This is a genomic window from Dactylosporangium sp. NBC_01737 (assembly GCF_035963215.1).
Classification (GTDB): domain Bacteria; phylum Actinomycetota; class Actinomycetes; order Mycobacteriales; family Micromonosporaceae; genus Dactylosporangium.
Window position 1 is genome coordinate 12,074,972 of sequence record NZ_CP109153.1, and the last position, 22,962, is coordinate 12,097,933.

Consider the following 22,962-nt stretch of genomic DNA (forward strand, 5'->3'; position numbering starts at 1 on the left):
GCGTTCAGCGTGAAAACGGAGGCCGCAGCGGGCGGCTGGAGAGCGAGTGAGACTGGAACTCCATGATCGAAGTCGTCCCGTGGTCGTCCGGGCAACCACAGGACGACTTCGATCACGACACCCGGCGACACCCGGCGACACCCCGCGACACGCGGCGGCACGCGGGCGGGGAGCGCGGGGTCAGCGGGGCGGGCGCTGGCTGCCGGTGGGGCGGGCCGTGGGCCTGCCGGCGCCGGGGCTGGTGGACGGGCGCAGCTTCGCGTCGGTGATCGAGGTTGCGGTCACCGTCGAGCCGGAGACGAGGCCGACGACGGTGACCTGGTCGCCGGTCTTCACATCGGCGATCTTCGAGTTGCCGCCGTTGACCTTCGTGGTGGCGTCAACGGTGAACGTGGTCTCGTGACCGTCCTCGCTCTTCGCGGTGATCGACGTGGCGCTGACGGCGGTGACGGTGCCGGACTGGAGGCGCTGGGTGACGTACTTGCCGTTGCTGTCCTTCACCACGTAGTCGCCGTGCAGGGCGCGCGACAGCTCCGCGCCCCCACGAACGCCGGCGGGACCCCCGCCGCCCGGGCCCCCGCCGCCCGGGCCCCCGCCGCCCGGGCCGCCGCCGCCGTAACCGCCCGGACGGCCGTAGCCGCCCGGGCTCTGCTGTTTTGCCGAGGACGTGGCGGCGTTGGCAACCGCCACGCCGCCGCCGACGACGATCACGGCCGAGACCGCGGCGACCACGCCGACCTTCCAGCGCGACGGGCGGGTGGTGAGTGGCGACGGAGGAGGCGACGGGTCCGCCCAGACGGGGGCACCGGAGGTAGGTTCGGTCATCGCTCGAGCGTCATGGCCACACCTGTGCGCAGCGTGCCATGAACATTCGGATTGCCTGTGAATCGTGCGGGTGGCATTGGCGCGGGGGTCAGTGCGACTCCCGGCTGACCCGCGGGCCGGACGAGCCGAGCAGGAAGTCGCAGTCTGCGCCCGTGTCGGCGCCGAGGACGGTGTCGACGTAGAGGCGTTCCCAGCCGCGGCGGGGGCGGGCGAGACTGTCGAGGAGCGCCTGCGACGGCGGGCGCGCGTCGAACTCGGCCTGCGGCACGTCCACGGTGAGCGAACGGCCGGCCACGTCCAGCACGACCGGGTCGCCGGTGCGGACGCGGTCGAGGGGACCGCCGGCCGCCGCCTCGGGCGCCACGTGCAGGACGACGGTGCCGTACGCGGTGCCGCTCATGCGGCCGTCGCAGATGCGGACCATGTCCCGGACGCCGGCGCGCAGGAGCTTCTCGGGCAGCGGCATGTTGGACACCTCCGGCATGCCCGGGTACCCCTTCGGGCCGCAGCCGCGCAGCACCAGTACCGAGGACTCGTCGACATCCAGAGCGGGGTCGTCGATGCGGGCGTGGAAGTCCTCGATGGAGTCGAAGACCACGGCCGGGCCGCGGTGCTGCAGCAGCGCGGGCGTCGCCGCGGCGGGCTTGATGATGGCGCCCGCGGGCGCGAGGTTGCCGCGCAGGACGGCGATCCCGGCATGCGGCTGCACCGGCGACGACCGCGACCGGATGACCGAATTATCCCAAATTTCGGCCGCCCCCAACGGCGACACGAACGGCTCGCCGGTGACGGTGATCGCCGACGGATCGAGCAGGTCCAGCACCTCGCGAAGCACGGCCGCCACGCCACCGGCGCGGTACAGGTCCTCCATCAGGTACCGGCCGGCCGGCTGCAGGTCCACCAGCAGCGGCACCGCGGCGCCGATCCGGTCGAAGTCGTCGAGGGTGAGCGGGACACCGAGCCGGCCCGCGATCGCCAGCAGGTGCACCACGGCGTTGGTCGAGCCACCCGTCGCCGCGAGGGTGACGATCGCGTTGTGCATCGACGCGGCCGTCATGACGGTGCTGGGACGGCGATCGGCACGGACCAGGTCGACGGCGAGCGCGCCGGTCGCGTGCGCGCGGGCCAGCAGGCGGCTGTCGGCGGCCGGGATGCCCGCGGTGCCGGGCAGCGTCATGCCGAGGGCCTCGGCGAGCAGGCCCATCGTCGAGGCGGTGCCCATCGTGTTGCAGTGCCCGCGGCTGCGGATCATCGAGGACTCCGAGTCCAGGAACCCCTGTGAGCTGAGGGTGCCCGCCCGTACCTCCTCCGACAGCCGCCACACGTCGGTGCCGCAGCCCAGCGGCACGCCCCGGAACGTGCCGGTGAGCATGGGGCCGCCGGGCACGACCACGGCGGGCAGGTCGACCGACGCGGCGGCCATGAGCAGCGCCGGGATCGTCTTGTCGCAGCCGCCGAGCAGGACGACGCCGTCGATCGGGTTGGCGCGCAGCATCTCCTCGATCGCCATCGCGGCCATGTTGCGCCACAGCATCGCGGTCGGGCGTACCTGTGTCTCGCCGAGCGACACGACCGGCAGGTTGTGCGGCACCCCGCCGGCCTCCCAGACACCGCGCTTGACGTGCTCGGCGACCTCGTCGAGGTGGCGGTTGCAGGGGGTCAGGTCCGAGGCGGTGTTGGCGATGGCGATCTGGGGGCGGCTGCCGTCCAGCGCGTCGTCGGGGAGTCCGCGACGCATCCAGGCACGGTGGATGTAGGCGTTGCGACCGTCGCCCGCGTACCACTCGGCACTGCGCAGTTCTGACATCTGACCTGCTTCCCGGAAGATGGAACCCGTGCGCGCATTCGTCATCATCGGCCCCCGGCGGGCTGAGGTCCAGGACGTCGCCGAACCGGCCGCCGGTCCGGGGCAGGTCGTCGTCGACGTGGAGCGGGCCGGCGTATGCGGCACGGACGTCGAGTTCTTCACCGGCGAGATGTCCTACCTGCACGACGGCCAGGCGCAATACCCGATCCGCATCGGCCACGAGTGGTCCGGCGTGGTCCGCGACGCGGGACCCGGCGTCGACGCGGGGTGGGTCGGGCGCCGGGTCACGGGCGACACGATGCTCGGGTGTGGCGGCTGCGGCAGGTGTACGTCCGGCCGCCAGCACCTGTGCAATGCGCGACACGAGATCGGCATCCGCCACGGGTGGCCCGGCGCACTCGCCGAGCGGCTCCTGGTGCCGGCCGGCGCGCTGCACGCCCTGCCGCCGACGGTCGACCCGACCCTCGGCGCGCTCGTCGAACCCGGTGGCAACGCGCTGCGCGCCGTCCGAGGTGCCGCGCTGCGCCCAGGTGAGCGGCTGCTCGTCCTCGGCCCGGGCACGATCGGGCTGCTCGTCGCGCAGATCGCCGCGGCCCAGGGCGTCGAGGTGCACCTGCTCGGCGTCACACCGGCGTCGGTCGGGTTCGCCCGCGGGCTCGGCTGCGGGGAGGTCTGGACGGCGGACACGCTGCCGCCGCTGCGCTGGGACGCGGTCGTCGACGCCTCGAACGCCGCCACGTCCCCGGCCACGGCCCTGGATCTCGTCGAGCCTGGCCGGCGGGTGGTGTTCATCGGGTTGTCGGGGACGCCGAGCCTGCTCGACTCGCGGACCCTGGCGCTCAAGGACGTGACCGCGGTCGGTGTGCTCAGCGCGTCGGGTGGTCTCGCCGGCACGGTCGAGCTGTACGCCTCCGGTGCCGTCGACCCGCGTCCCCTCGTCGCGGCGACGATCGGACTGTCGGAGGCGGCGTCGGCGCTGTCCGGTGCCCGCCCGGCCGTGTGGGGCGCCGCCCCGAAGGTGCACATCGACCCGTCGCTGCCGTGACCCGGCCCGCCGCGGGACAGGGCCGCGCGGGGCAGGGGCCGCGCGATACCCTGTCGCACGTGCGGCACATTCGACGGATCGGCGCTCAGGCGGTCGCCGGGCTGGTCGCCGCCTGCGCGGTGCTCGCGGTCCCAGGTCAGGCCGCCGCGGCGCCGTCGGCGTGCGGGCCGAGCTACACCGACAAGCTGACCGAGACGCCGTGGCCCCTGACCCGGCTGCACCCCGAGCTGGCGTGGCCGATGACGAAGGGCGACGGGGTCATCGTCGCCGTCATCGACTCCGGGGTGTCCACGATCCACCCGTCGCTGAAGGACCAGGTCCTGCCGGGCAAGGACTTCGTGCAGAGCACGGGTGTCGGCGACTGCGACCAGGCGGCGCACGGCACGTTCGTCGCCGGGATCATCGCCGGGCTGCGCCTGCCGGGTGCCGGGTTCTACGGTGTCGCCCCCGGCGCGAAGATCCTGCCGATCCGGGTCATGGAGAACGACCAGGAGTCGTTCGACCGGGACCTGCCGAACATCATCGCCACCGCCATCGACTACGCCGTCGACCATGGCGCGGGCGTCATCAACCTCTCGCTGGTGACGCAGCCGACCCCGAAGCTCGCCGCGTCGGTGAGCCGCGCGCTGAGCCAGAACGTCATCGTGGTCGCCGCGGCCGGCAACGACGGCACCGCGCAGAACGCCAACCAGCCGGCGTATCCGGCGGCGTACGACGGCGTGATCGCGGTCGCGGGCGTCGACGAGCAGGACAAGCACGTCGCCACCTCCACGTCCGGCGACTACGTCGACGTCGCCGCGCCCGGCGTGCGCATCCAGGGCCCGGCACCGCAGGGCGGCGGGTTCGGCCTGCGCTCCGGCGGCGGGACGAGCTTCGCCGCGCCCTACGTGGCCGGCACCGCCGCGCTGCTGCGCGCCTACTACCCGGACCTGACGCCGCAGCAGATCACGGACCGGATCACCGCCACCGCCGACCACCCACCGTCCGGCCGCGACCCGCAGGTCGGGTTCGGCACCGTCAACCCGTACCGCGCGGTCGCCGCGCTCCTCGACACCGGTGCCGCGGGCGCGGCTCCCCCGGTCGGCCTCGTCCGCGAAAGCGGCGTCAAGCGGCCGGAGTCGCAGCTGCCGGAGATCTGGACCGCGTTCGCCGCGGTGCTCATCGCGGCGCTCATCTGGGCCGGGCTGCTCGTGCAGCGGGCCCGTCGCAGGCAGCGCGGCGTGCCGGTCGCCGCACTCCCCCGCGGCGAGCGCAGGCCAGGGTCGCGGGGCCGCGACGACTTCGAGCCGACGCTCAACGGCCCCCTGAACGTTCGCCCCCCAACGGTGCACCGCAGCCCGTCGTCCCGCGGCCAGGCCAACGCGTCCCGCCGGATGACCATGCCGACGTCCAGCACCGGCGGCGGCAACCGCTGACCACCCCGCTCCAGGGCCGCGTGATTTCACCGTTCGCCGGTGTACACCGTCCGCCACTCCCCTGGTCGGCACCACCCACCGTTCCGCCCGCTCCGACCCCGCCGTGGGGTGATCGAAGGACGGTTGTGGTCATCGGCGCGACCAGCACGCACCTTCGATCAGGACGCGCCGACGCCCGGCCTCGCACCTTCGCCCGGCTGGCCTGACCGCGGCCGTGGGGCCTGCTGGTCAGCGCTGGTCCTGCTGGCCCGGCGGCGGCTCCCACCGCGGAGGCCTGGGTGCCGGCGGACCGGCCGCGGGCTGCGCCCCGGTCGCCGGGAAGGCACCCGTGCCCGCGGGCGGCTGACCGGTCGCCGGGAACGCGGCCGTCCCTGCCGGCGGATATCCGGGCGGCTGACCGGTTGCCGGGAACGCGGCCGTGCCCGCCGGCGGGTGCCCGGGCGGCGGCTGACCGGTCGCGGGGAACTGTGCGGTGCCGCCGGGGCGGAACCCGGCCGGGTTCGTCGGCGGGTTGCCACCCGGGAACTGCCCGACCGGCGGCTGCTGCCCCGTGACGGGTCCCGTGGGGTACCCGGGCGGCGGCGGATACCCGGCCGGCGGATAGCCCGGCGGCGGATACCCGGGACCACCTGGCGGGCCGAAGCCGGACCGGGCCGCGGCGGCGCGTTCGCGGCGGCGGTTCATCGCACGGATCGGCAGCACGATGGCGAGGATCACGATGGTGATGACCACCAGGCCGACACCGGCGACGATGGCCGTGCGGATCGCCGGGGTGCCGAAGTCGTCGTCGCCGGAGCCGGGCGCGGAGGTGGCACCGGGTGCGGCGCTGGCCGTGCCCGCCGCGACGGGGCCGAGCGGGTCGGCGGTGACGGCCGGCACGTCGGCGGTGACGGCGGCCAGAGGGTCGATGAGCCCCCAGCCGAACCGGTCGTCACGGCCGGCCGGGCCCTTGTCGACGGCGGTCTTGAACAGGCGGTTGATGACGTTGGCCCCGTCGAGCTGCGGGTACTTCGACCAGATCAGGGCAAGGGTGCCGGACACCATCGCGGTGGCGCTGCTCGTGCCAGATCCGGTGCCGAAGCCGGAGGCGGAGACCTTCTTGGGCATGGTGCTGATGACGTCCTGGGCCGGCGCCGCGATCTCCATGGTGTCGTCCTGCAGCGCGCCGCTCCACAGGTTGCCGTCGCGGTCGGTGCCGTTGACCGTGATGACGCCCTTGTAGCTGCCGGGGTGCGGGACGTGCTCGTCGCCCTGGGTGGTGTTGCCGCCGGCGGCGACGAGGATGACGCCCTTCGACCGGGCCCACGCGATCGCGTCGAGGTCGTCCTGGCGGACGACGTCGTCCTTGCCGCCGAACGACATGTTGATGATTTTCGCGCCGTTGTCCACCGCGTAGTGGATGGGTCCGCTGATGCTGCCCGCGAACGGGACCGGCAGCGCGATCGGCAGGATCTTCGCCTTCGGCGCGACGCCCAGCATCTGCATGTTGCTGCTGCCGCCCCGGGCCGCGATGATCCCCGCGATGATCGTGCCGTGGCCGTGCGGGTCGTCCCAGCCCTTGGCGCTGGTGCTGCCGAGCATGCCGGTGCCGGGCAGCACGGCACCCTTGAGGTCCGGGTGGGTCGCGTCGACCCCGGAGTCGATGACCGCGACGACGACGCCGTCGCCCTGCGCGATCTTCTGCGTCTGCGTCAGCTTCATCGGAGCGATCCACCATTGCCGCTCGCGGACCGAGTCGGCGTACGCGGCCCCCGGCGCGACGAGACCGGACGCGACGCCGCCGGAGAGGCCGAACAGGATCCCGGCGGCGACGACCGCGGTCATCCGCCGGACGAACCCGCCCACCGTCCGCCGCACACCGACGGCCGGCACCGAAACAGCCGCCACCGAAACGGATCGCGCCGCCACCGGAGCCGACCGCGCAGCGGCCGGAGCCGGCAGGGTCGGAGCCGGCAGGGTCGGAGCCGGCGCGGCCGGTCGTGCCACGAACGCCGCAATACGTCGTGCCAACGCCGGAGCCGACCGTGGCGTGGCCGGAGCGGGCGCGGTCGCCGACCGGCGGGGCCTTCCGGCCGCCGCCGGCATTTCAGGGTCGGGCACAGGGATCAGCCCAGCACCGAAGGCGGTGCTTCGCTGTCGGAGCCCCACGGGTCCTCGTCCTCCTGGAGCCACGTCGTGTGGTCCTCGCCCTCTCCACCGCCGTGGGCGCCACCGGCGCCCGGCATCATCCCGCCGCGGAGGCCGCCCGCGCCGCCTCTGCCCGCGCCCGCACCGGCGCCGCGGACGCCGCCCTTGCCCGCGCCCGCTCCGGTGACGCCGCGGCCGGCACCACGGCCGGCACCCGCGCCACCCATGCCCATGCCGGGCATCATGCCTGCGCCCATGCCACCGCCCATGCCACCGGCGCCGCGGCCGAGGCCGCTCGCACCGAGGCCGCCGGCGCCCAGGCCGCCGCTGCCGGGGCCGATGCCACCGGCGCCGGCGCCGAGGCCGCCCGCACCGGGGCCGGCGCCGACGAGGCCGCCGCCCGCACCGGCCAGGCCGGTGCCGGGCAGGTCGTCAGGGTCGTAGCCGCCGGGGTTGGTCAGGTTGGGGTCGGTGAGGTTGGTGCCGGGCGGGTTGGTCATGTCGTCAAGGTTTGGGTCGCCGCCGAGCTTGGGGTCCAGGCCGCCCGGAATCTTCGTCTTGGGCATGCCGCCGCCCCCACCGCCGGGCGGGCCGCCGAAGGTGTCCGGGATGGCGGGCTCGCGTGGATCGTTGAAGCCGACGGGGTCGCTGCCGGGGATCTGGGCCATCGTGTTGACGTGCTGCTTGGCCAGCTGGTGGTAGGCGTCCTTGGCCTTGTTGTCCTGGCTGGAGATCCAGTCACGCAGCTTGTTGGAGGCCCAGTCCCAGGTGAAGAACTCGCGTGCCTCGTCGAACCACTTGTTGCCGTACACCGGCAGCAGGTACTGGTAGATCGCGTTCGGGCCCCAGGTGTCGGAGATCATCCCGTGGTCGATGTAGCCCTGCTTGGCCGCCATCACCTCGGCGATCATGTCGTCCGGGATCGGGATCTTCGCGATCGCGCTCTCCAGGTCACCGGCCGCCAGGTGCAGGTAGTGCGGCAGGTTCGTGTTGTCGTCGATGACCTTCTGGATGCTGGTGGTCATCATGTCCAGATGGCTGCGGTACTGGTCACCGCCGGCGCCCTTCCACGTCTCCAGGTCCGACTTGACCGCCTTGAGCACCCGCTCGACTTCGGCGAGGCGGCTCAGCAGCGCCGTCCACTCGTCCGCGGCCTGCTTGATGCGCGCCGGGCTGCCGGGGATGACGACCATCGCGATGACGTCTTCCCAGGAGGGGTCGCCCTCGTTGGCGTAGGAGTCGCCGAACCAGCCGCCGTCCTGGGACTTCGTCGGCTCCGTGTACTGCTTGTCGGTGAAGCTGCTGGGATCGGTCTCGTCGCCCATGTCCTAGACCACCTCCGTGGACCCGGTGCCGGAGCCCGGCTGCTGGCCGTCGAACGACGCGGGCGCGAGGGTCGTCGTGTCGTGCTTGGTGATCGTGTGAGGATCCTGCGCCGCTGGGTCCGTGTCATTGCGGTTGTCCACCGCGGTCTGGTCGATCGCCGTGTACTTGCCCTCGTCGAGCAGCTTCTTGATGTCGGCCATGCTGGCGCGGTTGCGCTCCTCGGAGGTGCGGTAGTTCTGCGCGATCTTCTCCGTCGGGCCGATCATCTTGCCGAGGTGCTTCGCGAGCTCGTGCAGTGACTTGTTCACCGACTTGTACGCCCCGTCGGCCTTCGCCTGGATGCCGAACGCGCTGTAGAAACCGCCGAAGGGTGTCGCCTGCCCGTTGAGCTTCATGTCGACGGCCTCCATGTCGAGGCCGGACATGTCCAGGTGCTCGCGGATGTTCGTCATCTGCCCGATGCAGTACGTCTCCACGTAGCCCTGCAACGTCTTGAGCAATGCGGGCAGCTTCTCGATCTGCTCGACATTGACGTCGGAGTCCTTGGGCAGTGCAGGTGGCTCCCCCATGGCGGCCTTCCTCTCATGCGTGCGGACCGCGACGGCACGCGGCCCGCGAGACGGGACCGGCGTGGCACCGATGGTGCCACGCCGATCCGTTCAGCCGAACCGACCAGCGAAGCGGTCGAGGCTACGAACTACCAGACCCGAGCGTTTTCCATCTCGGTCGTGATGTAGTTGGTCCGGGCGATACCCACGGCCCCACCGATCTCGTTGAGCAGGTTGTTCATGTCCTTGACGGCGGCGTCCCACTGGGCCTGGTGCTGGTTGTAGGCCTCGCGGTCCTTACCGTCCCAGGTCATGTTCTGCAGCCGCAGGCGCAGCGTGTCCAGCTCGGTGTCGATCGCCTTGGAGATGCCCTTGATGGTGTGCGAGGCAGTTTCCATCTGGGCGTAGTTCGTCTGGAAGTACGACATCGCTATCCCCTCCGCTCTCAGCTGCCGTAGTTGAGTGAGTTGCCGTACTTGTTCATCATCGCGGTCTGCTGTTCCTCGTTGGCCTGGTGCGTGTTGGCACCCTTGTCGAGGAGGTCCGCGATGTCGGTGAGGGCGGTGAGCAGCTTCGCCGAGTCCTGGTCCCAGCGCGTCATCACCTGCGTGAAGCCTGCGGAGGCGTCACCCTTCCACGCGGCGACGAGATCATCGATCGCGCCCCGCAGTTCTGTCAGCTTGCCGTTGACGGTGCCGTGCGTGGCACGAACGTCCTTCGCGGCAGCGTGCATGGTCGCTGCATCGACTCTCGTCGGCTGCGTCACGCTCATTCACCCCTTCTCAGTCCGTCCCGCGGGACAAGGCACTTGGAAAGCCCCCGTACGGTCGCACCGCGGTCATCGACGATGGTGTTTCTCCATGTGACGGTATCGGAGTTGTGCAAGTTTGCGCAGCCCTGAACCGCCAACATCATGGCACAGGATCGATCCAGGCGGTCTGCACGAGCTGCCGGCCATCGCTTCTGCGAACGAGCGTACCGCGCCCCGGCGGCTGCGGGCTGGGGCGGAGGTCGCCGAACAGCGGGCCCTCCTCGCGGCTGCCGGACATCAGGAAACCGGGCGAATCCAGCTCGCGCAGGCGCTGGATGACGGGCTCGAACAGGGCGCGTGAGGCACCACCGACACGGCGGGTCAGGATCAGGTGCAGGCCCACGTCCCGCGCCTGCGGCAGCAGCTCCATGAGCTGGGTCAGCGGGTTGTTGCCCGGCAGCGCGACCAGGTCGTAGTCGTCGACCATGATGTACAGGTCGGGTCCCCGCCACCAGCTGCGGTTGCGAAGCTGGTCGGCGGTGACGTCGGGGCCCGGGAGCCGGTCGTTGATGGCGCCCCGGATGTTGGGCATCATCTCGTTGAGCGCCGAGTGGGACGGGGCGTAGTCCAGCAGGTACTCGGGGTCCACGACGCCGAGCAGGCCGCGCCGGAAGTCCGCGACGAACAGCCGCGCCTCGTGCGGGGTCTTCGTCTCGATGATGCTGCGGGCGATGAGCCGCAGCAGCCCGGTCTTGCCCGACTCGGCGTCGCCGAGTATGAGCAGGTGCGGCTCGGCGGCGAAGTCCAGGTGCACCGGGGCGAGGTGCGTCTCGTTGATGCCGATCGGCACCCCCTGGCGCGCCGGGCGCTGCTCGACGAGCTTCATCAGCTCGACCCGCGGCAGCATCTTCGGCAGCAGCCGTACCGGCGGCGCAGGCTGGAAGGGCCAGGCCTCCCGGACCTGACGGACCAGGTCGGCGGCGCCGGCGGCCAGGTCCTCGACGCCGTTGCCACCCTCGATGCGTGGCAGCGCCGCGAGGAAGTGCAGCTTGTCGTGGGTGAGGCCGCGGCCGGGCGAGCGCTCGGGCACGTTCACCGCGGCCCGGCGGTCGACCTCGGACTCCGTCGGGTCGCCCAGCCGCAGCTCGACGCGGGTGCCGAGCAGGTCGCGCAGGTTGGTGCGGACCTCGCCCCAGCGGTTCGCGGCGAGCACGACGTGGATGCCGAAGCCGAGGCCGCGGGCCGCGAGGGACGTGATGCGCGGCTCGAGCTCCTCGTAGTGCTCCCGGATCGTGCTCCAGCCGTCGATGACGAGGAACACGTCGCCGAAGGGGTCGTCGGTGACCTCGCCGGCGTTGCGGGCCCGCCGGTACGTGGCGATCGAGTCGACGGCCAGCTCGGTGAACCGGGCCTCCCGCTCGTCGAGCAGCGCTGTGACCTCGGCCACCGTGCGCCGGACCGCCTCGCCCTCGCGCCGGGCGGCGACGCCGCTGACGTGCGGCAGCCCGGCCAGGGAGCGCAGGGCCCCGCCGCCGAAGTCGAGGCAGAAGAACTGGACCTGCCACGGGCTGTGGGTCAGCGCGAGGGAGCTGATCAGCGTGCGCAGCGCGGTGCTCTTGCCCGACTGGGGGCCGCCGACGAGGACCACGTTGCCGGCGGCGCCGTCGAGCTCGACGACGAGCGGGTCGCGGCGCTGCTCGAAGGGCCGGTCGACCAGGCCGATCGGGGCGGTGAGCCGGCCGGTGCCGGGCCAGCCGGTGGCGACCAGGCCGCGGCGCTCGTCGACGGTCAGCGCGCCGAGCAGCTCGCCGAGGGTCGCGGACTCGCCGAGCGGCGGCAGCCACACCTGGTGCGCGGGCGTGCCGCGGCCGCGCAGCTTGCCGACGATCACGTCGAGCATGGTCTCGCCGCGGCCGGACTCGGCCTCCGGGACCTCTTCCGGCTCCTCCTCGGGCAGGTCCGGCACCGGGATGTGCTGGGTACCGTAGGGCACGATCTGCATCCGTACCGTCGCCTGCGAGCGCGGCACCAGGCCGGCCTGGCGGTAGGTGCCGGACACGTAGGCGGCCCGGAAGCGGGTCATCGTCGTGGTGTCGGTCTTCAGGTAGCCGTGGCCGGGGGCGCTGGGCAGCTCGTAGGCGTCGGGCACGCCGAGGACGACGCGGCTCTCCACGGCGGAGAAGGTCCGCAGGCCCACCCGGTAGGACAGGTGCGTATCGAGGCCGCGCAGGCGGCCCTCCTCGAGGCGCTGGCTGGCCAGCAGCAGGTGCACACCGAGGGACCGGCCGAGCCGCCCGATCATCACGAACAGGTCGATGAACTCCGACTTCGCGGCGAGCAGCTCGCTGAACTCGTCGCAGATGATGAGCAGGCTCGGCAGCGGCGCCAGCTGCTCGCCGGCCAGCCGCGCCTTCTCGTACTCGAAGCGTGACACGTAGTTGCCGGCGGCCCGCAGCAGCTCCTGCCGGCGCACCATCTCGCCGTTGAGCGCGGCCTGCATGCGGTCGACCAGCGGCAGCTCGTCGGACAGGTTTGTGATGACGGCGCTGGTGTGCGGCAGCACGTCCAGCGACGCGAACGTGGCGCCGCCCTTGAAGTCGACGAGGACGAAGTTGAGGTCCTCCGAGGAGTGCGTGATCGCGAGCGACACCACGATGGTGCGCAGCAGCTCGCTCTTGCCGGAGCCGGTCGCGCCGATGATCAGGCCGTGCGGGCCCATGCCGTCCTGCGCCGACTCCTTGAAGTCCAGGTCCACCGGCTGGCCGTCGGGGCCGACGCCGATCGGCACCCGCAGCTTCTCCCGGTTGGGCCGGGGCCGCCAGGTCAGCAGCGGGTCGACCGCGGCGGCGTCACCGATGCCGAGCAGGTCCGGCAGCTCGATGCTGCGCGACAGCGGCTCCTCCGACGTCGTCTGCTGCGACAGCCGGTACGGCGCGAGCTGCCGGGCGAGGCCTTCGGCGGCGATCACGCTGACCCGGTCCGGGACGCCCAGCGGCGTGAGCCGCTTGCCCTGGTCGGCGGCGATGCCGTCGGCGGTCACCTGCAGTGACAGCAGCCAGCGACCGGAGTCACGCGGTACCGTGCCGGAAAGATCGACGACGGTGGTGCCGTGCAGGCCGATGCCGAGCAGCTGGCAGGTGGGTGCCACCTCGCCGCCGTCGACCACCACGACCAGGTGGGGTGCCGTGGTGAGCGGCCGCAGCTCCGGCGCGAACCGGGACCTGCTGTGCAGCTCGTCCTCGAGGACGTCCTCGAGATCGGTCATCGAGTCGAACATCAGGCGCACCGCGCCCGCCGCGTCGGTCTGCCGGTCGTGCTGGGCGTGCGGCAGCCACTTGACCCACTCCCACTCCCCGCGCCGCTCGGGCGCGGCGACGACGGCGATCTTCACGTCGTCGGGCGAGTGCAGCGTCGCCAGCTCGCACAGCATCGAGCGGACCAGGTCGGTCACGACGGGCCGGTCACCGCGCGGCACGATCCGGCTGAACGAGCGGGCCGACACCGCGATCGGCAGGTCCGGCACCGTCTGCCGGGCGCGGATGAAGCGCCGCAGCGCGATCGCGGTCATCGGCTCGAGGTCCTCGACCGGCTTCGTCTCCGGCGGGATGATCGCGACCGCGAGCCGCTGGGCGCCCAGCGCGATGCGGACCTGGCCGAAGTCGTCGTCGGTGGTGCGCCGCTCCCACCGGCGCTTCGACGCCGCGACGGACCACAGCACGTCCGGCGCCGGGTGCTGCCACAGCAGCGCGGCCCGCTGCTGCGACGCGGCGCGCCGGGCCTGCCGGCGCACCTGGGCGAGGTAGCGCATGTAGTCGCGCCGCTCGGCGTCCAGCTCGGCCTTCGAGTCGCCGCCGCCGGAATTCATCGAGCCGATCGCCATGCCGATCATCGACACGCCGAAGAGACCACCGACGATCCACATCATGGGGCCCGCGCCGCGACCACCGCCGGTGTACAGGAACGCCATCGCCCCCACGCCGCAGATCATCGGCAGGATCATCAGCAGTTGCCCGAAGCCCTTCGGCAGCCGCTCCGGAAGCTCCGGGGGCGACTCCAGCAGCAGCTCACCACGGGGCAGCTGGGGCCCTGGGCGGCGGGGCGGCCTGCGGAAGACGACGGTGCTCACGTGTCTCCTCCTGTGCGTCGCGGTGCCTGGGGTCCGCCACTTCGAAGGAGACGGGGCACCGCGTGATGCGGTCATCGTATGTAGTCTGCCCAGGACGTGATGCCCCGGCGGGCCTCACAGGATCTGGCTGGACCGATGGAAGGGAGCTGTGACGTGGCCACTACCACCGGCGGCGGGATGAGCCGGGTGACGATCGTCGCACCCAAGACCCGGGTCGATCTCGCGCTGCCCTCGGACGTGCCACTGGCGGACCTGCTGCCCACCGTCCTGCGCTACGCCGGCGACGGGCTCGCCGACGACCCCGCCGGCCGCGACGGCTGGGTCCTGTCCCGCCTCGGCGGCGCGCCCCTCTCGATCGACCGCTCGCCGATGCAGCTGGACGTCGAGGACGGCGAGATGCTGTACCTGCGACCCCGCGGCGACGAGTTCACCGAGCCGATCTTCGACGACGTCGTCGACGCGGTCGCGACCTCCACCCAGGACCGTGCCGGCCGGTGGCGGCCCGCCTCGACCCGCCGCTTCGGTCTCACCGTCGGCGTGGCGACCCTGGCCATCGGGGCCGTCATGGTCCTGTTCTCCGGCCCACCGCAGCTGCCCGCCGGGATCGTCGGCATCGGCGTCGCCGCCCTGCTCCTGGCCGCCGCCGCGGTGCTGTCCCGCGCCCTGCGCAACAGCCGCACCGGCGTCGTGTTCGGGGTCGTCGCGCTGGCGTACGCGGGCGTCGGCGGCCTGCTGCTCCTCGCCGGCGACCACAGCCTCACCGAGCTCGACGCCGCCAACGTCCTGGTCGCCGGGACCGCGGTCCTGCTCGCCTCGGCGGTCGCCACGGTCGGCGTGGCCAGCGCGGTCGCGGTCTTCCTCGGCACCAGCATGACCGCGGTCGCGCTGTGCGCCGCAGCGCTCGTCTGCATGATCTGGGACGCGTCGCCGGCCGCCGCGGCCGCCGTCGTCGCCGCTCTCACCTTCTCCACGCTGCCGCTGATGCCGATGCTGTCCTACCGCATGGCCGGCCTGCCGATCCCGTCGGTGCCCACGGACGCGGCGGACATCCGCACCGACACCGAGATGGTGTCGAGCCGCCAGGTCCTCGCCCTCAGCGAGCGGGCCGACGAGATCCTCGCCGGCATGCTCGGCGCGCTCGCCGTCGTCGGCGGCCTGGCGTCGCTGACCCTGGCCTGGGACGGCGGCGTGCCCGGCGCCTCACTCGCCGCGGTGTTCGGGCTGGTCATGGTCGCCCGCGCCCGCTGGTTCATCAGCCGCCGCCAGCGCATCCCGCTGCTGGTGTCGGGGCTGGTCGCCCTGGGCGTGGTCGCGGTCGGCGCCTACTACGCCGCCGACCAGGTCCTGCGCCTCGCGGTCGGGGTCACCGGCACGCTCGCGGTCGCGGCGGCGGTCATCGCGTACGCGGTGGTCGGCTCGGAGAAGCGACGCTCGCCGATGTGGGGCCGGACCCTCGACATCTTCGAGACGATCCTGATCCTCGGGATCATCCCGCTCGCGTTCTGGGTCAGTGGCCTGTACGGCTGGATCCGCACCATCCGCGAAGGCTGACCCGCTGGGCGGGGCGTTGATCCTGGCCGGCTTGATCGAAGTCGCCCCCGTGGTCGCGCGGACGACCACCACGCGGCGTCGATCACGACACTCCGACGCGTGCTGGCCCACGCTCGGAGCGGTGCCTGTCCGGCGACGACCTTGCGACCGTGATCCAAGGACACCGCTGGTCGCCCCAACGGCCAGCAGCATCCTTCGATCAAGCAGCGAGGCGAAGGTCACCACCCGGAGCACCCACTGGCCGAACCCTGCACTGATCGAAGTCGCCCCATGGCCGCGTGGACGACCAGTGCACGACGTTGATCACGGCAGTGCTGCGCGCGGCGATCCGCGCGCCGGAGTGCTTTCTCGGTCGGCGGTCGCCCAGTCGGCGGTTGCGCGGTCGGCGGTCGCGCCGTCGGCAGTCGCGCCGTCGGCAGTCGCGCCGTCGGCAGTCGCGCCGTCGGCAGTCGCGCCGTCGGCAGTCGCGCCGTCGGCAGTCGCGCCGTCGGCAGTCGCGCCGTCGGCAGTCGCGCCGTCGGCAGTCGCGCCGTCGGCAGTCGCGCCGTCGGCAGTCGCGCCGTCGGCAGTCGCGCCGTCGGCAGTCGCGCCGTCGGCAGTCGCGCCGTCGGCGGAGCAGGCGCCGGGCGTGATCGGCGTTTCTTGTTGCCGGTGTCGCGACAGGCGGCCGGGGCGGGCGATCCTGCGGCCGTCGTCGAAGGACAGGGGTGGTCGCCCCGACGGCCACGGGCGGCCTTCGATCACGCACGCGGGGCGAAGACCGCCGACGACCGGTAGCCGGGGTGCAGGGGTCAGCGGCGGTCGAAGGACAGGGGTGGTCGCCCAGACGGCCACGGGCGGCCTTCGATCACGCACGCGGGGCGAAGACCGCCGACGACCGGTAGCCGGGGTCAGCGGCGGCGGAGGAGGAGCCAGCCGCCGAGTGCGGCCACCAGCAGCACCAGGAATCCGGCGCCGGCCACCACCACCAGGAGGTTCACGCGATCGCCGAGGCCCTTTCCCGCCTCAACAGGCGTGGCGGTCGGGGACGCTGCCAGCAGTGGGTTGGTCGCGACCGGTGCCACGTCAGCGGTGAGCGCCTTGACCAGGTTGAGCCGGCCGTAGCCGTAGTCAGGGTCGCGGCCGGGCGGGCCGGCGTCGTCGGCGGTGCTGATCAGGCGCTGGATCACGTCCTTCGCCGGCAGCTGCGGATACTTCGCGCGGATCAGCGCCGCGGCGCCGGACACGACCGCGGTGGCGATGCTGGTGCCGTTGGCGGTCGGGTAGTAGCCGACGACGCGGTTGCCGCCGGACGCGGAGACCAGCGGGATCGCCACGCCCGGCGCGGACAGCACCACCTCCGGGCCGCGGATCGCGCCGTCCCAGGCCTTGCCGTCGCGGTCGATGGCGGAGACCGCGACCACGCCGGGGAAGCGGGCGGGGGCGATCACGCCGCTGCCGGCCGGGAACTGTGAGGTGTTGCCGCTGCCGGCGACGATGACGACGTCGTGGTCCAGGGCGTAGCGGACCGCGTCCTCGGCGGTGCGGTCGATGACGGTGCCGCCGGTGGAGAGATTGATCACTTTCGCGCCGTGGTCGACGGACCAGCGGATGCCCTCGGGGATGTTGGTCGGGCCCATCTGCGAGCGGCTCGACGCGATGCGTACCGGCAGGATCTTCGACTTCGGCGCGATGCCGAGCAGATGGTCGGCGTTGCCGCCCTTGGCCGCGATGACACCGGCCATGGAGGAGCCGTGGCCGTCGTTGTCGGTGCGGAAGGAGCCGGGCTCGCCGATGTAGGACGTGCCGTCCAGGATCTGGCCGTCGAGGTCGGGGTGGGCGCCGACGCCGGTGTCCAGGACCGCGACCACGACCCCGTCGCCCGCCGTGATCTTCTGCGCGGCGGCGACGTCGAGGGTCTGCAGATACCACTGCTTGTCGCGCATCGTCTCGGCCCACGCCGGTGACACTGCGACCACCGGTGCGGCAGCCGCGAGGACGAACACGACGGCTGCGAACTTCCGGGAAGGCAGCGTCATTGCGGGCCGCCGAAGAGCTGCGTCTCGATCTGGGTGGTCGCCAGGCGCAGGTACCGCCAGGTCCCGGCCTGGTAGACGACGAGGCCGTCGGGCGGTGTGGCCTGCAGTGTCGCGGCCTGCATCGCGTCGAGGCGCATGAGCGTCGCCGCCGCCGCGAGCTGCCGCTCCGTCAACCGGCGCAGGATGACGACGTCGGCCTCGAACAGCGACTGCGCCACGTATTCGCCGAACCAGCCGGCGACCGTCAGCAGCGCCTGCCACGGGCCGAGGTCCGGCAGGCTCAGGGGGTGCCGTTCGGCCACGAACAGGACCGGGGCGGCGACGGTGCCGGGCAGCTCGACCTTCTGGTACGGCGGCGCGGCGTGGAACAGGTCGGGCCTTCCGGTGACGGACTCGCCGAATCCGGACCACAGCGGCTCGTCGGGGGTGTGCACGACGACCCGCGCGCCGAGGGCGAGGGCCCGCAGCATCAGCAGCCGCTCGACCCAGCCGCGGTCGATGAGCAGCACCCGGGTCGGCTGCGCGCGGAACAGCTGCAGGGTGACCGGATTCTGGTGCTGGTCGAAGCCGAGCAGCACCCCGCCCGGTTCGGTGCCGAGGGCGAGTCCGCCGACGCTGCCCTGGTCGCCGGTGAACTCCAGGCCCGCGTGCCGTCTCACGCCGCCACCTCCGCTGCGCTCCGGCGCCGGCTGGAACTGTCACATGGTGAGCGGCCCGAGCCGCTTCGCTGGTCGCTCACAGCATCCCCCCGCCGGTCGGCGCCGACGCGTAGACGGCGGGCTGATGCTGGCCGTGCATCGGTCGCAGCCGGATGCCGAGGGTCTTGGTGTATTCACGGACGGTGCCCACCGCGGCGGCGAGGCGCTCCGGTGTGGCGATGACCCGCACGACGGTGCGCAGCCCGATCTCGGTGCCGCGGCGGGCGGCGACGACGGACACGACGAGCTGCCCGGCGGGGATGGTCATCAGCGCCTGCACGGCCGCGGGGTCGAACGGCACGGGCCAGTGCTCGACCTCGAACGCGATCTGCTGGCGGCCGGCGGCGAGCCAGCCCTGCCACCGCTCGCGGGCGGTGAGGGGCGCGCCGGCGGGCAGCCCGTCCAGGCCGCAGGCCGCGTGCACGGCGCCGGTCAGCGCGGCCGGGTCGAGGATCTGGTACGTCACGCCGGCGGTGTTGAGTGCCTTGCCGAGGCGGCCCGCCATCGCGGCGAGGGCCCGGTGGACGCCGTCGACGCCGCCGCCCCGGTCCGCGGCCGCCTCGATTGCGTCGGCGGCGTCGAGCCGGGCCGCGACCCACGTCAGGTGCGCGGCAGGGCCCGTCTGCCGGCCGGTGGTCAGCGCGAGCAGCTCACGGTAGGAGGCCGCGGCGGGGCTGTTGGGTGCGGGCCCGCCGGCGGGTGCGGCGGTGCGCAGGCTGACCAGCTGCAGCGCCGACGGCCGGGCGGTGCCCTCGTCGAGCAGCCGCAGCAGGCGGTCCAGGCGCAGTGCCGGGCGCCGGTGGCCGAGGATCTCCTCGGCGCCGCCGACGGCGATCGCGATGAACCAGCCGTCGCGGTCCTGCCCGACGCCGAGCTGCGTGCCGCGGTCGTCGTAGCCGTACACCTTGAACGCGGGGGCGGGCAGCGCGGCGGGGCCGGCGTTGCGGCGGCGGCGCATGGCCGCGCGCAGGCCCAGCGTCTGATATGCCCATCGGCCGCCGGACCGGCTGAGGCCCACCGCGAGCGCGCCCGCGGCGACCGCGGCGCCGACGCCGAACGCGACCGGGCCGCCGGCGAACACCGCGGCGCCGACAGCGACGGCGGAGACCTCGATCGCGACGAGCTGTGCGGTGCCGAACTCGCCGGGGCCGCCCGGGGCGGGACGCAGCCGCCGCACCGGGGTGGTGCGGTCCGGTGGACGACCACCGGGGGTGGGGCGGGGGCCGGTCGCGGGTGGCCTGCCCTGAGCCGTTGCCGATGTCACCTGTTCCCCTGCTCCCTCCGCTGCGCTGCGACGCTCGATGAGATCCGGTCCGAGCCGAGGCGCCCACAGTGTACGGGCGGGACCGCCGCCGCGCGGTCCTCGGTCCCGCGGCGCGGACGCGGTCACCGGCGCGGAGCTGGACCGGCTACGATCGCCAATCGGTGAAGTGAGGCAGCCGCGCGCCGCTGTGTGAACGGCCGCGCACGGCACGGCGGCAAGGCGGGAGGCGCCAAGCATGGTCGCGCGCTACGAACAGGTGCGGGCGTACCGGTTCGTCACGCGCCGGATCGTCTCGGCGATGCTGTCCGGCGAGCCCGAGAGCAACGAGCTGCCGGTGCGGCGGCTCGGGATGTCGTTGTTCGGCAGCCTGCTCGTCGGCATGATTGTGCTCGCGGTCGTCGGGGTCTACGGGTTCATCAACCCCTCCGGCGGCAAGCCCGCGGAGAACGACATCGTGATCGAGCGGGAGAGCGGCGCGCGGTACGTCTTCATCGAGGGCCGGCTGCATCCAGTGCTCAACTTCACCTCGGCCCGGCTGATCGTCGGCAGCCCCAGCCCCAAGGTGCGCACGATGTCGCACAAGTCGCTGGTGAACCTGCCCGTCGGCCCGCCCGTCGGCATCCGTGACGCGCCCGACCCGCCGCCGCCGAAGAACACGCTGCTCGGCCTGCCGTGGAATGTCTGCGGGGTTCGGGTCACCGGCGCCGGTGCCGCCGCGACGCAGCTCGTCATCGGCCGCACCCCGTCCGGTGGTGTCCCGCTCGGCGAGGAGGCGCTGTTGGTGTCGACCTCCGCTGGCAACGATCTGCCGCTGTACCTGCTGTGGCACGACCACCGGCTGCGCATCGCCGACCGCACGACGCTCACGGCGCTGGAGCTCGCGTCGGTCACGCCGACGCAGATCGACCGGGCGCTGCTGGACGCGGTCGCCGCCGGGCCGGACCTCACAGCCCTGCGGATTCCCGGCGCCGGCCAGCCGAGCCCGAAGAAGATCGCCGGCGCGAGCCCGGAGATCGGCGCCGTGTACCGCTCCGGCCAGCAGTTCTACGTGGTGACCCGCAGCGGCCTGAACGCGATCGGCGCGGTCTCGGCGGCGCTGCTCACGGCCAACGGCAAGCCCGCGGTGGAGATCTCCGCCACGCAGGCCGGGGAGGTATACAACAACACCCCCGTCGAGCCGGAGGGCTTCCCGAAGGCGAAGCCGCCGGTGCGCTCGGCCGGCACCGACACGACCTTCTGCGCGCAGTTCGGCACGGCCGGGATCAGCGGGCAGCAGGCGCCCGCGCTGTCGGTGTACCCACCCGGCTCGGAGCAGCTGCAACTGGACCCGGACCGTTCCGCGGTGAGCGGCGGGACGACCGCCGACCAGGTCACCCTGCCCGAAGGTCGCGGGGCGCTCGCGCAGGCACTGCCGGGCACGGAGTCGCAGCCGACCGGCACCGTGTACCTCATCACCGACCAGGGCATCCGCTACCCGCTGCAGGACTCCGGCCAGGTGAAGGCGATGGCCGCGCTGGGCTATGAAGGTGTCACGCCAGTCGGGGTGCCCTCCAGCCTGTTGGCGCTGGTGCCGACCGGCCCGACGCTGGACCCGGAGGTGGCCCGCAAGTTCGTGGGCTCGGTGACGCCGGCCGCCACCCCGACGAAGGCACCGGCGCCGGCGAGCAGCACGTCCAAGCCGCCGTCGTCGGCGCCGCCGACCCCGACCAAGGCACCGTCGAGCCCGGCCGGATCACGGTCCGGACGGCGGGCTCCGCAGGCCAGACGGGGCACGCGGCCATAGCGTCGATCGGATAGGGTCGATTTCACTGGTATCGACCAAGTAGCCTGAAAGAGCGGCATCGAAGACGAGGACCGAGACGGGGATCTGATGGGCGACGGCACGAACAGAGTCGACCTCCTCACCCTTGAGGAGTTCCGGAGCCGGCTCAACAGCCGGCTGACCGACGCCAAGGCGCTGGTGCAGACGCTCAACACCATGAGCCGGCCCGCGCTGGGCACCTTCCAGGACGCGAACACCACGACCAGCGACTACGACCGCGTGCACCGCCAGCACGTGCAGCGGGCCAACCGCCTGGTCTCCGCGATCGAGGCGGCGCAGAGCGCGACGGACAGCATCATCCGCAACTACAAGACCACCGAGGCGCGCAACGCAGCCAGTCAGGCCGAGATCCGCCAGGCGCTGGGCGACGTGACCCAGAAGCTGGAGGGCGTGAGCAATGAGCAATGAGTACACGGCGCACTACGCGGGCAAGAGCCACCGTGAGCTCTACGACCAGCTCATGGCCGGCAACCCCGACCAGGTCGACCTCGTCTCCGTCGACTGGCGCACCGCGGAGTCCACGGCCCGGCACATCGCCAGCGAGATCGACAAGGACCTGCTGAAGCTGGACTGGGCCGGCGACGCCGGCACCGAATACCGGCTCCGCCTCGGCGTCGTGAGCGGCTTCTCCGGCAACCTCGCCGACGACCAGGGCGTGGTGAAGACGACGCTGACCACGATCGCCGGCGCGCTGCGCACCGCGCAGAAGCACGCCGACAACCCGGAGGACACCGACGACAACGACAGCATGTGGGGCGGTGCCGCGACCGGTGGCGCCGTCGCCGGGCTGCCCGGTGCCATCGTCGGCGGCTTCCTCGGCCACGAGCGCGACGAACAGCAGAAGAAGGAAGCCCAGGAGCGGATGGTGAAGCTGCTGGCCGACCTCGCCGTCGACTACGTGGTCAACCAGAACATGGTCGTGGAGCCGGTGGTGCCGCCGATCGCGCTGCCGGGCGGCAACCCTGGCAGCGACGTCGACCCGCAGGGCGGCCCGAGCGTCACGACGCCACGCAAGGCGTCCGGCACCAACGCGTTCGGCAACATCAAGACCGAGACCACGGCCGTCGTGGCCCCGGTGTCGACCGGCCCCGGCAGCAACGCCGGCGCCGACCCGTCGACGCTGGTCGGGCAGCCCCCGGCGGGCACGTCACTGCTCGGCGCCGAGACCGGCGTCGTCGGCGCCGGCGCCCTGGTCGCGGGCACGGCCCTCGCCGGGCAGCTCGTCACGCTCGGCGGCGGCGGTCCCGGCATCGGCGCCAGCACCAGCCTCACCAGCAGCGTGCCGGCCGGTGGCGTCCTCGGCCAGCCCGGCGCGGGCCGCGGCGACGGCAGTTCGCTGACGGGCCAGCGCGGCTCGACCGGCAATCTCCGGGAGAGCACCGGCCGCGCCGCCGGCGCCCGCCCGGCCGGTGAGCGCGGCCCCGGCGCGAACCGCATGGGCCGCATGGGTGTCCCGGGACGCGACGGCATGTTCGGCCCGCAGCGCGGCCCCGCCGCCCGTGGCAACGGCGACGGTGACGAGGAAGAGCAGTACGACACCTGGCTCACCGAGGACGACATGGTGTGGAGCGACGACGACGCCGCCCCGCCGCCGGTCCTCGGCGGCAGCGAACCGCCGCCGCCACCGCCGGCCAACTGA

At 73.0% G+C, this 22,962-nt stretch carries 18 protein-coding genes; 6 read left to right on the top strand and 12 right to left on the bottom strand.

The genetic code is table 11. The features are described from left to right. Nucleotides 1–180: 180 nt before the first annotated feature. Entirely contained in the window at nt 181–825 is a 645-nt protein-coding gene (locus OHA72_RS55640) for a DUF5666 domain-containing protein (RefSeq protein WP_327004200.1), read from the bottom strand. A gap of 88 nt (nt 826–913) precedes the next feature. Beyond that, nucleotides 914–2,632, bottom strand: a complete 1,719-nt coding sequence (locus tag OHA72_RS55645; RefSeq protein ID WP_327004201.1) for an IlvD/Edd family dehydratase — start codon at nt 2,630–2,632, stop codon at nt 914–916. Nucleotides 2,633–2,660: 28 nt separating this feature from the next. On the opposite strand from OHA72_RS55645, the gene OHA72_RS55650 reads away from it, so the two are divergent. Next, nucleotides 2,661–3,677, top strand: coding sequence for a zinc-dependent alcohol dehydrogenase (locus OHA72_RS55650; protein WP_327004202.1), 1,017 nt, complete (start codon nt 2,661–2,663; stop codon nt 3,675–3,677). Nucleotides 3,678–3,736: 59 nt separating this feature from the next. Then, nucleotides 3,737–5,092, top strand: a complete 1,356-nt coding sequence (mycP, locus tag OHA72_RS55655; protein ID WP_327004203.1) for a type VII secretion-associated serine protease mycosin — start codon at nt 3,737–3,739, stop codon at nt 5,090–5,092. Nucleotides 5,093–5,320: 228 nt separating this feature from the next. On the opposite strand, the gene OHA72_RS55660 is transcribed toward mycP, so the two are convergent. The 6 genes from OHA72_RS55660 to eccCa all read right to left on the bottom strand — a co-directional run bounded on the left by OHA72_RS55660 (nt 5,321) and on the right by eccCa (nt 13,970). Further along, nucleotides 5,321–6,916 carry a S8 family serine peptidase gene (locus OHA72_RS55660; protein WP_327004204.1) on the bottom strand — a complete coding sequence of 532 codons (1,596 nt, stop codon included), beginning with the start codon at nt 6,914–6,916 and terminating at the stop codon, nt 5,321–5,323. Nucleotides 6,917–7,197: 281 nt separating this feature from the next. Further along, nucleotides 7,198–8,544 carry a WXG100 family type VII secretion target gene (locus OHA72_RS55665; protein WP_327004205.1) on the bottom strand — a complete coding sequence of 449 codons (1,347 nt, stop codon included), beginning with the start codon at nt 8,542–8,544 and terminating at the stop codon, nt 7,198–7,200. Between the two features lie 3 nt (nt 8,545–8,547). Next, nucleotides 8,548–9,114, bottom strand: a complete 567-nt coding sequence (locus tag OHA72_RS55670; protein ID WP_327004206.1) for a hypothetical protein — start codon at nt 9,112–9,114, stop codon at nt 8,548–8,550. 128 nt (nt 9,115–9,242) lie between these two features. Further along, nucleotides 9,243–9,521, bottom strand: a complete 279-nt coding sequence (locus OHA72_RS55675; RefSeq protein WP_327004207.1) for a WXG100 family type VII secretion target — start codon at nt 9,519–9,521, stop codon at nt 9,243–9,245. 17 nt (nt 9,522–9,538) lie between these two features. Then, nucleotides 9,539–9,826, bottom strand: coding sequence for a WXG100 family type VII secretion target (locus OHA72_RS55680; protein ID WP_327004208.1), 288 nt, complete (start codon nt 9,824–9,826; stop codon nt 9,539–9,541). A 178-nt stretch (nt 9,827–10,004) separates the two neighbouring features. After that, nucleotides 10,005–13,970, bottom strand: a complete 3,966-nt coding sequence (gene eccCa / locus OHA72_RS55685) for a type VII secretion protein EccCa (protein WP_327004209.1) — start codon at nt 13,968–13,970, stop codon at nt 10,005–10,007. 153 nt (nt 13,971–14,123) lie between these two features. Here eccCa and eccD point away from each other — a divergent pair, with 153 nt between their 5' ends. Further along, nucleotides 14,124–15,521, top strand: coding sequence for a type VII secretion integral membrane protein EccD (gene eccD / locus OHA72_RS55690; RefSeq protein WP_327004210.1), 1,398 nt, complete (start codon nt 14,124–14,126; stop codon nt 15,519–15,521). Between the two features lie 303 nt (nt 15,522–15,824). Here the strand turns inward: eccD and OHA72_RS55695 are convergent, their stop codons facing one another. The 4 genes from OHA72_RS55695 to OHA72_RS55710 all read right to left on the bottom strand — a co-directional run bounded on the left by OHA72_RS55695 (nt 15,825) and on the right by OHA72_RS55710 (nt 19,501). Continuing rightward, nucleotides 15,825–16,265, bottom strand: a complete 441-nt coding sequence (locus tag OHA72_RS55695; protein ID WP_327004211.1) for a hypothetical protein — start codon at nt 16,263–16,265, stop codon at nt 15,825–15,827. Nucleotides 16,266–16,411: 146 nt separating this feature from the next. After that, nucleotides 16,412–17,539, bottom strand: coding sequence for a S8 family serine peptidase (locus OHA72_RS55700; protein ID WP_327004212.1), 1,128 nt, complete (start codon nt 17,537–17,539; stop codon nt 16,412–16,414). Next, complete coding sequence (locus OHA72_RS55705) at nt 17,536–18,198, bottom strand: hypothetical protein (protein ID WP_327004213.1); 663 nt, start codon at nt 18,196–18,198, stop codon at nt 17,536–17,538. Before OHA72_RS55705 ends, OHA72_RS55700 begins: the two co-directional genes overlap by 4 nt. 76 nt (nt 18,199–18,274) lie before the next feature. Beyond that, a complete protein-coding gene (locus OHA72_RS55710; protein WP_327004214.1) occupies nt 18,275–19,501 on the bottom strand; it encodes a type VII secretion protein EccE in 1,227 nt (408 codons plus the stop codon). A 235-nt stretch (nt 19,502–19,736) separates the two neighbouring features. Here OHA72_RS55710 and eccB point away from each other — a divergent pair, with 235 nt between their 5' ends. From eccB to OHA72_RS55725, 3 genes are all read left to right on the top strand, one after another. Next, nucleotides 19,737–21,284, top strand: coding sequence for a type VII secretion protein EccB (gene eccB, locus OHA72_RS55715; protein ID WP_327004215.1), 1,548 nt, complete (start codon nt 19,737–19,739; stop codon nt 21,282–21,284). Nucleotides 21,285–21,371: 87 nt separating this feature from the next. Continuing rightward, nucleotides 21,372–21,731: a DUF2563 family protein gene (locus tag OHA72_RS55720; protein ID WP_327004216.1), complete on the top strand. Its 360-nt coding sequence runs from the start codon at nt 21,372–21,374 to the stop codon at nt 21,729–21,731. After that, a complete protein-coding gene (locus OHA72_RS55725; RefSeq protein ID WP_327004217.1) occupies nt 21,721–22,962 on the top strand; it encodes a hypothetical protein in 1,242 nt (413 codons plus the stop codon). The genes OHA72_RS55720 and OHA72_RS55725 overlap by 11 nt, the downstream gene beginning before the upstream one ends.

Bases quoted from the DNA above. Each gene is read 5' to 3' on its own strand.
- OHA72_RS55670 (WP_327004206.1), bottom strand. From the start codon at position 9,114: ATGGGGGAGCCACCTGCACTGCCCAAGGACTCCGACGTCAATGTCGAG.
- OHA72_RS55720 (WP_327004216.1), top strand. From the start codon at position 21,372: ATGGGCGACGGCACGAACAGAGTCGACCTCCTCACCCTTGAGGAGTTC.
- OHA72_RS55640 (WP_327004200.1), bottom strand. From the start codon at position 825: ATGACCGAACCTACCTCCGGTGCCCCCGTCTGGGCGGACCCGTCGCCT.
- OHA72_RS55665 (WP_327004205.1), bottom strand. From the start codon at position 8,544: ATGGGCGACGAGACCGATCCCAGCAGCTTCACCGACAAGCAGTACACG.
- eccB (WP_327004215.1), top strand. From the start codon at position 19,737: ATGGTCGCGCGCTACGAACAGGTGCGGGCGTACCGGTTCGTCACGCGC.
- OHA72_RS55680 (WP_327004208.1), bottom strand. From the start codon at position 9,826: ATGCACGCTGCCGCGAAGGACGTTCGTGCCACGCACGGCACCGTCAAC.
- OHA72_RS55700 (WP_327004212.1), bottom strand. From the start codon at position 17,539: ATGACGCTGCCTTCCCGGAAGTTCGCAGCCGTCGTGTTCGTCCTCGCG.
- OHA72_RS55725 (WP_327004217.1), top strand. From the start codon at position 21,721: ATGAGCAATGAGTACACGGCGCACTACGCGGGCAAGAGCCACCGTGAG.
- OHA72_RS55645 (WP_327004201.1), bottom strand. From the start codon at position 2,632: ATGTCAGAACTGCGCAGTGCCGAGTGGTACGCGGGCGACGGTCGCAAC.
- OHA72_RS55675 (WP_327004207.1), bottom strand. From the start codon at position 9,521: ATGTCGTACTTCCAGACGAACTACGCCCAGATGGAAACTGCCTCGCAC.
- OHA72_RS55660 (WP_327004204.1), bottom strand. From the start codon at position 6,916: ATGACCGCGGTCGTCGCCGCCGGGATCCTGTTCGGCCTCTCCGGCGGC.